The organism is Prevotella marseillensis (assembly GCF_900625065.1).
Classification (GTDB): domain Bacteria; phylum Bacteroidota; class Bacteroidia; order Bacteroidales; family Bacteroidaceae; genus Prevotella; species Prevotella rara.
In genome coordinates this window covers 3,306,116-3,322,974 of the sequence record NZ_UYXY01000001.1, presented here as the reverse complement: position 1 = coordinate 3,322,974, position 16,859 = coordinate 3,306,116, and the positions used below count along the sequence as shown (strand labels likewise).

Below are 16,859 nucleotides of genomic sequence, written 5' to 3'. Positions count from 1 at the left end.
ATGCCATGATGCCATTCCGTATAAATCTTCATAAGCTGTCTGTCGCCGTGCTGATATGCCTGGCAACAGTCTGCGTACTGCATGCCCGAAACACCGAAGCAACCGATGCCCATGACGAGGCTATGCTGATAATGAAGGCGTCCGACGCCGTAAGCTCGCTCGACAGGAGCCAAGCCTCAACAGAGCGCATAAGGGCGGCTGCAAGGCTTGTTCCTGTGCTGAATGACTATGCAGACATGCTGGCGTCCAACCGTCTTGACCCGAAAGGCAGCATGAAGATGGCAGCGCTGAAGGCCTGCGCCGACGCAGCCGAGCGATATTCGGAAGAATGTCCCGAGGCGCTGGCGCGTACGCTCTACAACCTTGCCAACTTGCAGGGCTCATACTACGACAGTGCCTGTATCCCCACGATAGAGCGGGCGATAAGTCTCGTAGACGGCATAGCCACGGCCGAAGAGTCGCAGTTGCTTTACAAGATAGCGCGCCAGCACCTGCTCTACAGCTATGTTGAAGGCGAAAGCCCTATGCGCATAAGGGAGATATTCGGCCTCGAGAAAGACTTTCTGAGCTTCTACAAGAGTCATCCTGAAACGGTCAGCAAGGCAGAGATGATGCACATGCTGGCCATAATGAAAGAGCGCACCGAGTTTGACAACGACTTCAAGCAGGCAACCGACAGCGTGCTGTTTGCCGACAAGGATATCGACACAACACATTACGACATCATCCCATTTACCGGGATTATAACCAACTCGCCTTATTATTACAGAGAGAGCCTCGCCATATTGAGGCGGCTGCTGGGCAACGACAGTCCCGACACGATGGTGCCGTGGATAAACTGCCTGATGGCAGGGGCCATACCGGGCGACGGGGCTGCGCTCGTGGCGGCTGCCGACAGCGTGGTGGCCATAACCGAAAGCAAGATGCCGCAGGGACATCCGATGATAACAGACATGAAGGCCATACGCGACTATATAGCGGCAACCAACGGATATCCGCTGCGATTCGACTGGAAATATGCCGGCGAGCTTGAACCTTACGCCGGATACTACGGCGCAAGCTCTAGGGCGTATCTGTCGCTGCCCGTAATCTACGGGCTCAACCTGGGCATGGCTGCGGGTGCATCGTCAGTGGCCGACGTGATGAAGATGGAGCAGATATATGACGCCACGGCGCGCATCACCTACGCCGACGACCCGGGACAATATATCATGGACAAGATGTGCTTCATGCAGGCATACGAGAAGAGCGACGTTACTACGTTGGCATCGAGGCTGCAGGAACTTACGGCCATGGCACTCGACCGCAGATTAAAGCCTTCATGGCGGCTGTTTGCGGCGGCACGCCGACTGGCGCAGGCATGCAACAGGAACGGACGGACGCAGGACGCACTGGCCATAACACGCCGACTGGCCGGCGACCTCGACGTGCTTACCGGCGGAAAGGCGCTGCCCATAACGGCTGACATACAGCTCGAAACGGCTGGATATGCGCAGTATTACTCTCAGTCGGCCGACACGATAAGGCGCGAATACGACAAGACGCTGAAACTCTATGCAGAGGTAGGCATTCCGCCCACGATGCCGCTGCTCAACTACGGACTATATCTCAACAGCATAGGCGACTATGACGGAGCCATACGACAGTTTGACGCCCTGCTGAAACTCGACGCGCTGCGCGACCTGCCTTACGACCGGGCATACACGCGCCTGCTGCTCGGCCAGTCCATGCTCAACGCCCATATTACCGACACGGCACGGCTTGCCGACGTTTTCGGCGAGGCTGAAAAGTTGTATATGGCTGACACCGTCGACCTGAACAGCGAAACGGTAAGGGGCTACATGCTTCTGGCTCACTACTATAACTATCTCAACCGTCACGACCTGACAGAGAAGGCGCTGCGAAAGGGCTGGGAACTGGCCTCGCAGCTGTGCGAACCTCTTGACGCAACGCTGTTCGACTTCAACAACGAGCTGTTCAGCCTCTATTTCTTTCAGGGCAACGACCACGAGGCCGAACTGTTCAACGAACAGAACATAGCTGCCATCGAGGCTGCCGGACTGCAGGAGTCGGCCCTCTATCTTGAAGCCCTGTGGAACAGGTTTATCATCATCAACTGGCGCACGCCCAACGACCTGCTGCAGTATCTGCCTGCCGTGATGGAGCAGATACCCATAATAGCGTCTGTGTATGAACGCACCGGACAGTCGCCCGACATACTTTACAACTACGCACTGCGCATACTTACCGTGGCGCTCGACGCCGCGGCCGAAGGCAAGACTCAAATGGACAGCAGCGCGGAAGAATATGGCAAGACTTCAGAAAAGGCTGCCGAATACCGCAAGGGCAAGGAGTTTTTCTACAGGATGATGAGCATGTTCAAAGAACAGGCCTTGCCGCTGATGCACAAAATAGAGAAAGACTTTCCCGAATATGTCAAGCCTTACGACTATCGCGCCACTCCCACATGGCTGAGCATAGTCAGCAGTCTTATGAAGTGGTATGGCAAGGTGGAAGCCGACAAGCAGCTTGAGCTGCACTACCTTAACCTCATGGCAGAGGCATACACCGCAAGCGGCACACCCTGGCAGGCAGACAATGCCATGGCCGAATATTACATCAGGGAGAGCAACTGGCAGAAGGCATACGAACATACGCAGCGGTGCTGTCAGCACATCGACAGGTTCAGCACGTTCGAGAAGCTTCAGATTGGCGACAGGATGGCCTTCCTTGCCAACACGCTGCACCACGACGACGAGGCCGTTGAGACTGCCGTGGCACAGGCAGGGCGCATACGCTCGTATGTGCTTGCCAACTTCGACTTCATGTCGTCTAACGAGCGCGCCGAGTTTCTTAATTCATACGGCAACACGGGCATACGCCTCAACGACATGCTGTCGCGCCGCCCCGCAGAGCTTGCTGCCGACGTATACGACGCAGCCCTGTTTGACAAGGGTCTGCTGCTGCACTCGTGGGAGAGGCTGCGCCGCTCCATCCTGCGCTCGGGCGACAAGGCGCTTGCAGCCAAGCTCGACACGCTCGACATGCTGAACAAGCAGAAGAGGGCAATGAGCATGGACATGACCGACTCGGCATCATCGTGGGCACACGCCAAGATGCAGCGCAGCATAGACAGGCTGGAGAAATGGCTGTCAAGGCAGACCGTGAAGTTTCGTGCCGACACCATGCGCGTGGTGTCATGGCAGGATGTCAGAAGCAGTCTGAAGGATAAGGAGGCGGCAGTGGAGTTTGTGCTGGGCGACAGCTCGCTCATGGCGCTCGTGGTGCGCCCCGGCTGCGAGCGGCCGCGGTATGTAAGGCTGTGTAACGCCGCCGAATGCTACGAGACGCTGAGCAGGGTTGACAACTTCCCTGCCGAGACGCGGGCCCGACGGCTCTACACCTACGGGCGCTCAAAGCTCTACGACCTGATATGGGCACCGCTCGCCGGCGAGCTTGAGGGCATAAAGACGGTGTATTATTCGCCCACGGCATTCCTCAACCGCGTGGCATTCGCCGCACTGCCTGTGTCGGCAGACAGCTGTCTGGCTGACTGCTACGACCTTCATCAGTTGTCAACCACGGCCCTGCTCGCCACACGAGGCAGAACAGGCAAGATAAGCTCGGCAGCGCTCTTCGGCGGAATAAACTACGGCAACATGCCCGAAAGCATGACACAAAACGCCGACGGCTCACGCGCAGCCTTGTCGGTGGCCTTTGCCGACCTGGCCGAAACACGGGCAGAGACCGACACCATTGCCGAAAACATGACTGCCGGAGGCATAGCCATAGACAAATATATGGGCGACAACGCCACCGAGGCCAACTTCTACGCGCTCGACGACAACAGCCCGGGCATAATACACCTGGCCACGCACGGCTTCTACATCAGCGAGAAAAACGTTGAAAGCAACGCCTTCCTGAAGAATCACCCCGGCGGACGCTATCACTCGATGCAGCGCAGCGGACTGGCCTTTGCCGGAGCCAACGCCACATGGATGGGCGAAAAGAAGCCCGACGGCAACGACGGCATCATGACGGCCAACGAGCTGTCTATGCTCGACCTTAGCCGCACTGACCTCGTGGTGCTCTCGGCATGCGAGACGGCGCTCGGCGACTACAGCCTTGAGGGCGTCTACGGACTGCAGCGCGGATTTAAGGAGGCTGGCGTAAGGTCGATGATTCTGTCGCTATGGAACGTCAACGACCGCGCCACGTCGCTCTTCATGCAAGACTTCTATCGCCTGTGGCTCGGCGGCCGCTCCAAGCACGAGGCTTTCAGCCTGGCAGTGGCCAACCTGCGCGCCACCCACCCCAGCCCGTTCTTCTGGGCTGCCTTCGTGCTGCTCGACGCCGAATAGGCAGCGTTGCAAAGAGGCAATTTATATATTGTCAGGCAATAATATTATTAGGTGAACAACGGCCGTAAACTTATACGGCCAAACACAACGAACCTGACAAACCGGCAGGCTTCATGCCGTGCCCGCAAGGATTAGGAGTTGAAAATAAATGCATTTCTTGTATACAAAGAAAATTTTTAGTAATTTTACAACATATATCGGTAATTACATAAAATGCCTTTATAAGCCACGCCCAAGAAGCCTGCCCTGTCCGGGCGCGCTCTGCCGGTTTTATTTGTAACAACAATACCATTATTCTGTTGTCTGACACAACAAGACAAAAAGAGAACAGACATAAAAAGCGAGGACATGCATTCAGGCATCTCCTCAGCCTTAACAGGAAACAGGCATAACACGGATATGTGGACAGAGTTAATCAGAACCTACAAATGACTATATAAAGACAGACAATGAATACGAAAAACATCAAGCCGCTTAAAAGCATTTTCATTTTTATCATGCTTATGGCAATAATGCCGTTTGCAGAAGCAGCGCCACAGGGCAGCAACAATTCATTAAGGAATTACAGCTCCTATTCAAAACTGTCAAGCTCCGTCCTCCTCAAAAAGGCCGAAAAATACCTCGTAAACGGGGTAAACACCGACAGCGCCATGCTCTGCCTGACTATTGTCACGCACAGATATAACAAGGACATGACCGACGAGGACAAGATAAAGGTTATAAGCGCCTACAACGGATTATGGTATATCCGCTTCTTTACGTATTTCGACTATGCAAAATCTTATGATGCGCTGATCACCGCACAGCACATAGCCAATGAGATTAATCACAGCGAAACCCAGATACAGCTAAACTTAGGCTGCTTCTATCAGACCCTGGCGGAAGAAGGCAAAGACGAAAAGCTGATGAGGAAGGCGCTTGACGCTTACCGCATTGCCTTCAGAGAAGGTCTGCGCCAGAAAGACTCCAATGGAATAATCAACAGCTTCGGCAATATGGTCACCGTATGTGCGGCGCTTCACTGCATGGACAGCCTTGCCGGAGAATGGAAACAGTTTGCGGCAACCGAATCTCTACATCCTGCAAATCTTTTTAAATACACATCTCTCCTTTATAAAGGCGTCATTGCAAAGGAACACAACGACTACGACAGGGCATTGCAATACTTCAAGGAGCAATATCCCCATACAAGCGAAGAAAGAGACTATATCCGCAACCGCATACTAATGTTTGTAAACATCGGCGGAACGCTTGCCTGTCAGAAAAAATACGAAGAGGCTGCCGAATACACCATGAAGGCACTTGACCTGAGCTACAAATTTGACCTTAAAGACAGCAAGCTGCAATGCTACGAGCTGCTTGCAGGATACTACAGCAAGGCAGGACAAGCCGAAAGGTCAAATACTTACCATAACAAGTTCTATCAGCTGAAGGACACGCTGCTCAACTATCAGCAGCTGGCAAGCGTAAAGGACATACAGTTTCTAAGCCAGATCAACAAGCTCGACGAGCAGATTACGAGGGCCGACATGATGAACACCATAAAGAACTACATAATAGGTCTATGCGCCGTTGTCGTGGTGATAATACTGGTGCTTCTGGTGGAGCTTTACCGGCGCAATAAGGCCCTGCGGATAAACAACGAGATGCTGTTCAACAAAAACCAGGAGATACTTGAACAGGAACAGCGCGAAAGGCAGGAACGGCTCGACAGGGCCGGAATAGGAGCCGATGCGCCTTCGAGAAAGTATCAGGGCAATCCCATCAATGAGTCGAAGAGCTATGCGCTCATGTCGGAAATAAGAACCGTGCTTGACACAAGCTCTGAAGTGTTTTCTTATGAATTTAACCTGAACAGGCTTGCACAGATGGTGAACGAGCAGCCCAAAAACGTGTCGCAGGTGATAAATCAGCTTACGGGCAACAACTTCAACACGTTTATAAACGAATATAGAATAAAGGAAGCCTGCAAGCGCATAAGCGACAGAGACAACTACGGAAACATGACCTTGGAGGCTATAGCCAACAGCGTGGGCTTTAAGTCGGTTAACAGCTTCAGAACTGCCTTCAAGAAGGTTACTGGTCTGTTCCCGTCAAAATATCAGCAGCTGGCCGACAAGAAGAACAGGGCAGCCGAGCAGTCATAGGCCTGCGGACATTAGGCAGACTTACAGACAGAGATGCTTTATAGAAAGTCAGCTACAGGATTTCTTACGCAGCTGACTGTATTATGCAGAAAAACGAACAGACAAAAACTGCAGACGAAGCAGACGATCAGCTTGCAATACAATAACGTTATTCTGCCGTTTTTCACCTAAAAACGGGAAAATAACGCATAATTTAAGCGCAAAATCGTGATTTTGCGCTTTTTCAGCACTTTTTTCTTCATTCTTAAATCTTATTCCAAATTAAATTTGCGCAGACGATTGGCCATTGTCTCTGGAATTTTATTTCCATCTGAATTAATTAAAAAAAACGCAAGTGTATGAAACATTTTAAGAAAATCAAATTGCTTTTCGTGGCGATAGCCCTGTTCTCGTACAGCCATATCTGCCATGCAGGCGACACGGGGGACGAGTCTGTCGTACTGTGGTACACAAACGGTGAAAAAACTTGTTATCTGCTGTCAAGCAAACCGGTTATCACTTACAATGAAGAAAACCTGATACTTACCGCCACCGACGTGAACATAGAAGTGGCACGGGCCGACATAGACAGGATAACCATAGACAAGCAGACTACAGACATAAAGCAGACCCTGTCTGAAGAGCAGCAAGGCCGCATAACCGTCAATGCTGACGGAGCGCAGCTATCAGGCTTCGAGAAAGGAATGAAAGTGTACCTCTATCAGGTAAACGGAGTTCTTATCAGCCAATACACAATCCCGGAGTCAGGCTCGCTTGACATTTCGCTAAACGGAATGGAGAGGGGCATTTATATCATAAAAGCAGGACGTTCAACAATTAAAATAGCAAGAAAATGAAAAAATCTATCATACTATTAATCGGAATAATCGTTAGCATTACCGCTTCAGCACAAAACGTGATGCGCGTGGAACTTAATGACGGCACAATAGCAAAATATCCAACAGCCGATGTAAAGCAGATAACATTTGAGGAAGATATGCCTGTCGGCACTCCTGTTGACCTCGGACTGCCGAGCGGCACTCTATGGGCCGACTTCAACGTGGGCGCCAGCAAGCCTTCGGAGCCGGGCAACTATTACGGATGGGGAGAGACAGAGACTCACACCCTGTATTCATGGGAGAACTACACTCTGTACGATTACGACAACGAGGTCTGGATTAAATGGGAAGGCGACTCCTTAGACTTCGGCAATACGGACATTGACGTTGCTCACGTAAAATGGGGCGGACAGTGGCGCACACCTTCATGCGCACAGTATAAGGAGCTTGCCGAATACTGCACATGGACACTGACCGAAGAAGACGGCATGAGGGGATATAAAGTGACAGGAAAGAACGGCAACAGCATATTCATACCGTTCAACGGCGTCATAACAGACCACATTCAGTCGGTAGGCGTAATAGGCAACTATTGGTCTTCATCAAGATACAAAGATCCCGAATATTTAGGCTATGCACTGTTCATCGCCCCGGGCGAGGACATGGAAGACTCTTTAGACCCCGACGCCTGTGCATACAGATACTATGGATACGGCATACGCCCGGTTATAGGCAACTATATGGAGACAAAGAAGTTTGAAGCCGTAGACATGGCCCTGCCAAGCGGAACCAAGTGGGCAAACATGAACATAGGAGCCACATCGCCCGAAAAGGCCGGCAACATCTATGCATGGGCTGAAGTTGAAGTGAAGGACACATACAGCAAGGAGAACTATTCTTTCTACGATGCTGCTACACAGACTTTTGAACCTGTGGGCGAACAGCGCGAGTCGATTTACTATAACGTTGCAGAAGAAATGAACGACACCGTCAACGTGTACGACATACAAGGCTCAGGCTATGACATGGCAGCGCACGAGCTGGGCGAAAACTGGACCACACCTACCCTTGAGCAGTATGGAGAGCTGATGCAATATTGCACATGGACATGGACCACACAGAACGGCGTAAACGGATATCTCGTTACGGCGTCTAACAACAACAGCATATTCCTGCCTGCTGCCGGAATCTACATCAACGAGGACATTTCCGGCAACGGCATCAGCTTCTATTACTGGACTGCAAACATGCCAAGCAGCACAAGCGACCAGGCCTACCAGTTTGTGGGATACCGCGACTATGCCACAAGCCTGATGCCAGGCAACCGCTTCAGCGGATGTCCCGTAAGAGCGGTCTGCAAGTGATTGCCTACTCATTAAGCCTGCCGGGCATGCCCATACCGACACATGACATAAAATACAGCATCATTGCCTATACGGCATAGCAGCGTGATACGCGGAAACGTGCCAACGCATAATATGGCTTTACTGCAAGGCCATAAATGCCGGCCGAGCCGGCAAGACCATGATTCTACGACAACCGCAGAATTATGACAGACCTGCATGGCAAGGCCGCATGCGATGAATATCACTTCTGCCATAATGGACTTATTTGGCATCTTATCCGGGTTTCATCAATATGACTTACCCCACAAACTGCATGTCTGGCAGGCATTGTCACCACAGAAAACTCTTTACAAAATTTATGTATAGAGTTTTCTGTGAAATAGAAATCCGACGTATAACGTATGTTAAACAGAAGGGCTGCATGAGGCCATCTGTTTAACATACGTTTGCTTTTACGCTGCTTTTTCATGCCCGAAATGCCTGTTTCGGAGGTTAAAACCGCAGGTTTTGCACTGCAAACAGTGCCACTTTTCATTGCTAAACCTATCGTTTAGACATGCTAAGTGGCCGAGTAATGTTTTTTAACACACACGTCTTTTCTCTTCAACCGGCATAAATGCCTATATATCAGCACATTGACAGAAAGGCCCGTTTTCTGCGTTTTTCGGGCAAAAAGCAAGGCCGGCGCAGAAAAGCGGCATTCTGAGAGCGTCAAAATAAAAAAGTTTTCTGTTGCAGGCAGCCTGCCGCTACTGCCGAAGCGGCATTGCATGATGACAGCAAAAACTGCAATAATGCTAAAAAAAAATAATAAATATACAGCATAGCTTGCCGTATGATTTATTTTTCCTATATTTGCATAATATAGGATGCGGCTCGGCAATACAAAATCAGGAACGAAGTTTTTGTTTTGCAATGCATTCGCCTTTCGCTATATTTGCATAATATAGGATGCGGCTCGGCAATACAAAATCAGGAACAAAGTTTTTGTTTTTGCAATGCATTCGCCTTTCACTATATCCGAGAAATGAAAAACAGAACTATTAAAAATAAAAAAAGTAGGAATTATGTTGAATAAGAAGGTTGAAGAGGCGCTCAATGCGCAGATTAATGCCGAGATGTGGTCGGCATATTTGTATTTGTCTATGGCTGCCTATTGCCACGCAGAAGGCCAGCCGGGTATGGCAAAATGGTTTGAGGTGCAGTTTCAGGAAGAACAAGACCACGCCAAGATTCTGTTTAACTACATCAACTCTCGCAACGGACGCGTGGAGCTGAAGGCCATCGACGAGGTTCCGACAAAATGGGACTCTATTCTCGATGTGTTCAAGAGCACGCTGAAGCACGAGCAGAAGGTTACGGGCATGATCAACGACCTGTATGCGCTGACACACGAGCAGAACGACTTTGCTACACAGAGCATGCTGAAGTGGTTTATCGACGAGCAGGTTGAGGAGGAAGAAACAGCCCAGACCATTATAGACAACATAAAGATGATTAAAGATAACGGATACGGCATATACATGCTCGACAAGGAGCTCGGAGCAAGAACTTACACACAGGCCGCACCGTTGAATGGTTCTCTCTAATTAAATTTAGAGCAGGTATCTTAATAAAAACAATCAGGGGAAGCCGGAGAATAAACTTGTTCTCCGGCTTTTTCTTGCCGGTTTGCCAAGACTTGCATCGCCATATAACCAACGCTCGCAGACACTGAGCTGACACACAGCCACAGCAAAGCCAGCTTGCAAGGACAAGACAAGCCAAAATCATCAATACACAACCTTTGCATTGCAACATAACAACAATGCGTACATCACCATACCGAATGCATTAAACCATGATAAAGCCACTTACGCCATAAAGGTTAACCTAAACTCCTCCACGGAGCCATTGCACGGCCACACTACAACAAGTGCCTACACCATCAAGGCTAACCTAAGCTCCCCCACGGGGGGAGTTGAGGGGGCTTCTCCTCAACCTGTATTTCATCGTCCTTACGGCGCCCGCCGTCATGTTCATGGCACGCTGGATGTCGCTGTCAGTGAGGCCGGCGAGGGGCAGCATAAGGAAAAACGTGTTGTATGGCGTCAGCCGCCTGTGGCTCTTCTCTATGGCGGCTATGTCTTCGGGCATCAGCGTGCGGCCGTATTCAACGGCTGCCTCAAAGTCGGCTTTCTTCCATTCGGCCGTGTTTCCTCCGCCGATAATCTCCTCATATCGCCTTTGTCCCAGTCCTATTATTGCCGCTCTCTGCTCCCTGAGCGTGTCGAGCTTGCGGCTCAGGCTGCCAATCTTTCTCTCGTTCTCGTCTTTCGACAGGCTCAGCTCGTCTATCTCCTTTCTGTATCTGTCGGTTAGCCGCTCAATCTCGCCGAGCCGTTTTTTGCTTCGGTTTATCTTTCTTCGGTGAACCACCAGCAGCAGCGCGAGTGCCGCCACTGCCACCGTTGCCGCCACAGCCGCCGTCTTCAGCTTCATGTCAGCCTGCCGCGCGGCCTCTGCCTTGTCTATTTCGTTTTGCAGGCTCAGCATCTTTTCCGTGTTTTTGCTTTGCTCAATGCTGTCTTTCATCGCCTTCGACTTTTCTATCAGTTCGGCAGCCTCGCGATATTCTCCCTGTTCTTTTTTAACATCTGCCATCCACGACATAACTTCTGCCCTCACTATAGGGCTGCCTTTGCTCATTGCCCTGTTCCACAGTTCAAACGCTTCGCTCTCTTTTCCTTGTTCAATATATATAGAGCCAAGAATGTAGTAAGCGTATGATGTGGGCTTTATTGATAAAGACATTTTGGCGTATTTCTCTGCTTTACTCAATTTCCCCTGGTTAGAGAATTCGGCACTGATGTCTGTAAGAACATCAACTTTTTCTTCATCTCTTAAATATTTAACAAGAGGTATTGATTTTTCTGTATAATATGCACCACTGTCAAGCATATTAAGTGAAGTGCAAATATTTCCAATTTTATCCAAAATCAGGCAAGTCAAAGCCCAGTCTTTGCGCTTTTCGGCAAGCGCCAGTGCTTTCTTTTCATAATGTAGAGCCGTGTTTTGATTGCCAATAGTGGTATTTATTGTGCCAAGATTGGCATAAATCCTGCTTAATAATTTTGCATCATTTACTTTTAACGCAAGATGTTCGGCTTCTTTCAGACAAGTTAAGGCAACATTTATATTATTCTTCTCAAAAGAAATCATACCTTTATAGTATAATGCTCTTGCCAGATTATATTTGTTGGCCGTTTTTCTGTAATATGCTACGCTATAGGTTATGCCGGAGTCTGATTCAACCGGAAACATGAGTCTGTATGTTGCCATGTCGTGCAACAGACCATAGTATGCCCGTTCTTCATCTGTTTTCAAATCGCTTTTGTTGATTGTCAAAAGTTGTCTTATTGCTGCGCTGTCCTTATTTTTGTCGATAAGGCTGTCTGCGTTTACAAGACAATCATATACATTGCCGTGTCTTTGGCATGCAGCGATTGTTACGATAAGAAATATTATAGTCAAAATGTGTTTCATGTTGTGGCTTTTCAGATGCTCAAAGTTATTGATTAATTCTGTTATGTGCAAGTTTTTATGAGTTTTTTGCTTGTTGTCAATGCCGTAAAGCGTCACATTTTTGTGTTTCAATTTGTTGCATTTCTATATGTACAACATTGATAATCAAAGATTTAAACCCAAAATAAAAATGTGACGCGCTCAGAAAAAATATGGATAAAAGTTTGGCAGTATGGCTTTGCGTTTTATAACTTTACAAAAGCGACGGAGGCAGAATGAGTCGAAGAAAAAGAATTTGTCAAAGTTATTTTTGAGATTTATCGGCTGCGCCGGCGGATAGGATATTGAATTGTTGTAAGTTAAATTTTTAATAATAAAAAAACATTGGTTATGAGAAGAATAATATTTATCGTCGGCATGACGTTGGGATTGTGTTTTTGCGTATGTGCAAGGGGACAAGTAAAGAAAGACATCTGGTCGGAAGTGTCCACACAATTATCGATGTATGGAAATTCCAAAAGGCACATGAACGTTTCTTACACGCTGGGCTGTATCGTCGTTATGTAGCGGATTAGAATAATTATGCACGAAAATGGCGCGAATATTAGGAAACATGGAAATAATTTTGTAGATTTGCCTTTTGAATAAACTAATGACTTCAGAATACTCAAACGTAAAAAGAAATCAGTGCAGCCTTATGGCGCGTAAAGGCCGGAGACTTAACGGCACCATGAAAATTAATGATTGACGCAACCGCAGGCGGAGATGTTCCTGCCCAAAGTTATGTATTAACACCTTAAACAGATATAATTATGAATAAAATCACATTTGCTCAGTTGTTCAGCTGGTTTACGTTTTTAATATTCGGCTTATTCTTGATATTCGATCTCACGTGCCGGGGTAACACTATGTTTAATACAATCGCCTATGTCTTGTTCGCGGCAATAGGACTTATCGGACTGCTTACGTTTAAAAAGCGGAAACCCGACTGGCGCATATTTGACATCGTGTTCAATGCGCTGTTGCTGCTGTACAGTGCAGTGATGCTTTATTCAATATACATCGAATAAGGCAGACGAAGAGAGCATGCAAATGCAAAAGACTTAACGGCACAATAGAATTTAAAGGTAGACACAACCGCAGGCGGATGTGTTTTACCTAAAATCGTTATTAACACATTAAACAGAAATGTTATGAATAAAAAGACACTTGCCAGGCTTTACGAATGGTTTTCGTCTATAGTATTGATATTCTTCTTAGTTGTAAGATTTGCGTTCCATAACAACGACACGCTTTATACAATCGTCTATATCTTGGTTGTTGCGGAAGGAGTTATAGGTCTGCTTACGTTTAAAAAGCGGAAGCCCGACTGGCGCATATTAGACATTACGTTCAATGTGATTTTGCTGCTGTTAGGCGGATTGGCGCTTGTGGCTACGTACATCGAATAAGGGAGACGAAGAGATTTACAGAAATGAAATATGGAAACATAATATGAGCAATTTAAGTTTAATCGCAGGTCTTGGCGTCGCCGTGGTGCTGTCTGTGGCGGCGTTTGTGGCAAGACGGCGCAAGAAGGTTAGCCACGACAGCATGGACTTATGCCTGGAACTGGTGTTCTTTTTTGCCGCATACAAGCTGTTAAAGGTTGCGGCCGTAACGCTGGGCATGCCTTCGTCATATTTCTATTTGGCGGCATTTGCGGTTTCTGCCGTAGCCCTTGTATACAGAATGTTGAGAAAATCAGCCGGGCGGCTTTACAACGGACTGTTGCTGCTTGCGTGCATGGGGTCGGCTATAGGCATTATAGATGCCGTGGGCTTGGCCTCCGGCCGCTGGTTTATGGTGTCGGCGAGCGCAGTAGTGGCGCTTGGCTCGCTCGCGTTTATCATGACAAGTATGCACAAGAAGAAAGACTTTGGCAACGACACTGCCGACATGGTGTCGGGAGTTGCGTTTATGGCCTCTGCCGTAAAGTTCTGGCAGCTTACGCTTAATGTGTCATGGCTGTGGGCTGTGCTGCTTGCCGTAGCCGTGCTTGTGGCCTCGCTTGCCGTATATCTTGTCGCGCTGATGCGCGACGGCAGATGACGCACGTGCATTTATCAGGCATAACGCATTAATAACGCACCGGCATGAATAGCAATGTCGGCATAGATAAGCAGGCATGGCTGCGAGAACGGGCGGCATTAGCCGTGGCATGAGGTCTGCATCATGTGTTTATGTTCAGATTCAATGATTAAAAAAGAAAGAGGAGATTATATATGATACCATTACATCTGTGCTGCGCTGCCGGCAGGACAAAAGACGCACTGGGCAGTTACTCGATATTTTTATTTCCGATAGCTATAGGTCTGATTGTTGGATTTGACTCGTCAGCGTTTTACTTCTTTCTCATTCTGGCAGTGATTACAGTAGCGCTGAATATGGTTAATAAAGTAAGAAATGAAGAAGACAAAGACACAGAAGAGCCAAATGCGTATGTCAAGGTGTTCAGATGCTTTTCGTTTTTGGTAATCCTGCTCTTTGTTATGGCTGAGACAATGTACCGGGACAACGCCACGCTTGGGGCAATGGTCTATGCCTTGTTTGCTGCAAGGGGCCTTATGGGGCTGCTTACACTGACAAAGAGAAAGCCCGACAGGCGCATGTCAGACATTGTGTTCAATGTGCTGTGGCTGCTGTTCGGTGCCATGATGCTTTATTTCACATACGCCGGATAGCACCTACAGGCCACATCAGCACATCTACGCCAAGAGCCATGCACAGAATAATAGAAGCAGCATTGGCTGCAGCGTCAGTATTTCAGGTTCATCTTTCTGAACATAACAAAATCTTCGTCTCCACGCAAAATCTTCTTTATAGCCACAGGCAAGTTGTGATCGTTAAGATAATGGCGCTCGCCCGGCTTATAGCTGCTGCTTGCCACCGACAGGCTGTCGGCACGCAGGGGCGTTGATATGCCTGCAAGCGAGAGCATGGTGTGGAACACCGACGCACTCGTGGCCACACTCTTGCGGCTGTTATAGCCGACGGCTGCGGCCTCGGCGGCATACATCTGCCTGTAAGACGGCGACATCCATATCAGCAGAGGCACGTGCAGCTCATAGTATGAAGGTATAGGCGAAGCATGAAGAAACAGCCTGCGGCCGTCGTCGAAGATGTTTTCGCCGTGGTCTGAGGTATAGAGCATGGCCGACACGGCACCGCTGCGGTCGATCTGACGTATGAGCAACGACAAGAAACGGTCGGTGCTCCTGATGCTGTTGTCATAGGCGTTGAGCAGCTGCCTGCGGTTAGACACCTTGGCCTCGCTGGCGTTGTCGGGCCTGAACACGGCCTCAGACCGCCTGTAACGCTCGCGGTAGTTGAAGTGAGAGCCATACGTGTGCAGCACAATCAGCTCCTTTGCACGTTTCTTATCCAGTATGTCGTTCACCATACGCAGCATATCTTCGTCATACATATCGCTGCGTTCAGTTTCTTCTTTTATAAACTTCCAGTCGTCGGCCTCCTTGCCGAAGATGTCAATAAACGAGTGGTTAGGCCGCTGGTTTGATATGAATGTCGTGTGGAAGCCTGCCTCGCGAAACGCCGTGATGATGCCTTTCTCGCGGTATATACGGCCGTAGTCTTCAGCCGAGGCTGCCGACATGAGCATCGGTACGCTCTTGTGCGTGGTGTTCGACTGCGTTATGGCATCGCTGAACACCGTGAGTCCACCAGTGCGCTGAAGCATGGGCGTGGTGTTGCGGCAATAGCCGTAAAGCCCGAAGCTGTAGGCACGCGCCGTCTCTCCGATAACCAGCACATAGACCTCGCGCCCTGAGGCGGCATGGGTGGGCACGGCATTAAACCTGAAGCCGGCCGATGTCTGTGGATAATCTGCCGTGGCCTTGTAGCGGTCGGCGGCAAGATATATGTTGTAGAACACGTTGAGGGGATACAGATGCAGCCGTGCGCTGTAGTCGCGACCGGCAAGATAGCAGCCCGCCATGCATGCCGCCCCTGCAACGAGAGCCGCAAGCGAACGGCGTCGCTGGCGCAGCAGAAAACTGCGGCTGAGCACATCGCCGCGGCGCAGCGACACAACGGCCAGCACTATCACGGGCACATAAATAACCACGACGATTACTATTGCCGGCAGAAGATTGTCGAGCAGCTCCATGGCCTCGCCCACATTGGTGGTAACAAGATTGAGGAACATGTCGACAGCTATAATAGAATGGCCGAAGAGATAGAGCAGCACTATCTGGAAGGCGGCCAGAAACATCAGCGGAAAAAGCAGCAGAGCCGTCTTGCCGGGCTTACGGCCCAGCGCCATGAGCAGCCATACGGCCGCTACGGGCAGCACGATGTTGGTGACGGAGGCCATGATGCCCATGCGCTCGGTGAAGCACAGAGCCACGTTGGGTATTGCCAGCACGGCAACAGTAAGCCAGAATATGCCGTGCGGCGAGGCGCAGCATCTTATTATGTCTGTTGATTTGATCATTTCCTTTTATTGTCTGTTTGTTGATTATGTCGTTGCAGGCGCCCCGACAGAACTTTGTCACGGCGCGGCAGCACACAGCCTCACGGCGACAGCTGCCGTAGAACGTAAGCGGCGGGCGCTATGATGCGGCAGACAGGGGACTATGATGTCCGCTGACGGCGCATGACAAGGCACAGCCGCAGAGAAGA

Annotated in this window: 12 protein-coding genes; 10 read left to right on the top strand and 2 right to left on the bottom strand. The window is 49.5% G+C overall.

Annotated features, from left to right (window positions below; translation table 11 throughout):
* Positions 1–5: 5 nt before the first annotated feature.
* The 5 genes from EJL04_RS13155 to EJL04_RS13135 all read left to right on the top strand — a co-directional run bounded on the left by EJL04_RS13155 (position 6) and on the right by EJL04_RS13135 (position 10,261).
* Positions 6–4,361 carry a CHAT domain-containing protein gene (locus tag EJL04_RS13155; RefSeq protein ID WP_164511776.1) on the top strand — a complete coding sequence of 1,452 codons (4,356 nt, stop codon included), beginning with the start codon at positions 6–8 and terminating at the stop codon, positions 4,359–4,361.
* Positions 4,362–4,810: 449 nt separating this feature from the next.
* Positions 4,811–6,508: a helix-turn-helix domain-containing protein gene (locus EJL04_RS13150; RefSeq protein WP_125105226.1), complete on the top strand. Its 1,698-nt coding sequence runs from the start codon at positions 4,811–4,813 to the stop codon at positions 6,506–6,508.
* 338 nt (positions 6,509–6,846) lie between these two features.
* The gene (locus tag EJL04_RS13145; RefSeq protein ID WP_125105225.1) at positions 6,847–7,344 is read left to right on the top strand and encodes a hypothetical protein; all 498 of its coding nucleotides are present in this window, start codon (positions 6,847–6,849) and stop codon (positions 7,342–7,344) included.
* A complete protein-coding gene (locus EJL04_RS13140; protein WP_125105224.1) occupies positions 7,341–8,690 on the top strand; it encodes a hypothetical protein in 1,350 nt (449 codons plus the stop codon). The genes EJL04_RS13145 and EJL04_RS13140 overlap by 4 nt, the downstream gene beginning before the upstream one ends.
* A gap of 1,049 nt (positions 8,691–9,739) precedes the next feature.
* Positions 9,740–10,261, top strand: a complete 522-nt coding sequence (locus EJL04_RS13135; protein WP_021853677.1) for a ferritin — start codon at positions 9,740–9,742, stop codon at positions 10,259–10,261.
* 349 nt (positions 10,262–10,610) lie between these two features.
* Here the strand turns inward: EJL04_RS13135 and EJL04_RS13130 are convergent, their stop codons facing one another.
* A complete protein-coding gene (locus EJL04_RS13130; protein WP_125105223.1) occupies positions 10,611–12,197 on the bottom strand; it encodes a tetratricopeptide repeat protein in 1,587 nt (528 codons plus the stop codon).
* Positions 12,198–12,566: 369 nt separating this feature from the next.
* Between EJL04_RS13130 and EJL04_RS16430 the strand changes: the two genes are divergently transcribed.
* The 5 genes from EJL04_RS16430 to EJL04_RS13110 all read left to right on the top strand — a co-directional run bounded on the left by EJL04_RS16430 (position 12,567) and on the right by EJL04_RS13110 (position 14,899).
* On the top strand, positions 12,567–12,743 hold the full coding sequence (locus EJL04_RS16430; protein ID WP_162207773.1) for a hypothetical protein: 177 nt from the start codon (positions 12,567–12,569) through the stop codon (positions 12,741–12,743).
* A 245-nt stretch (positions 12,744–12,988) separates the two neighbouring features.
* The gene (locus tag EJL04_RS13125; protein WP_125105222.1) at positions 12,989–13,246 is read left to right on the top strand and encodes a hypothetical protein; all 258 of its coding nucleotides are present in this window, start codon (positions 12,989–12,991) and stop codon (positions 13,244–13,246) included.
* Between the two features lie 123 nt (positions 13,247–13,369).
* Complete coding sequence (locus EJL04_RS13120; protein WP_053398936.1) at positions 13,370–13,627, top strand: hypothetical protein; 258 nt, start codon at positions 13,370–13,372, stop codon at positions 13,625–13,627.
* Positions 13,628–13,670: 43 nt separating this feature from the next.
* Positions 13,671–14,267: a hypothetical protein gene (locus tag EJL04_RS13115; RefSeq protein WP_125105221.1), complete on the top strand. Its 597-nt coding sequence runs from the start codon at positions 13,671–13,673 to the stop codon at positions 14,265–14,267.
* Between the two features lie 173 nt (positions 14,268–14,440).
* A complete protein-coding gene (locus EJL04_RS13110; RefSeq protein WP_125105220.1) occupies positions 14,441–14,899 on the top strand; it encodes a hypothetical protein in 459 nt (152 codons plus the stop codon).
* Between the two features lie 74 nt (positions 14,900–14,973).
* Here the strand turns inward: EJL04_RS13110 and EJL04_RS13105 are convergent, their stop codons facing one another.
* On the bottom strand, positions 14,974–16,671 hold the full coding sequence (locus tag EJL04_RS13105) for a phosphoethanolamine transferase family protein (RefSeq protein WP_125105219.1): 1,698 nt from the start codon (positions 16,669–16,671) through the stop codon (positions 14,974–14,976).
* Positions 16,672–16,859: the final 188 nt, after the last annotated feature.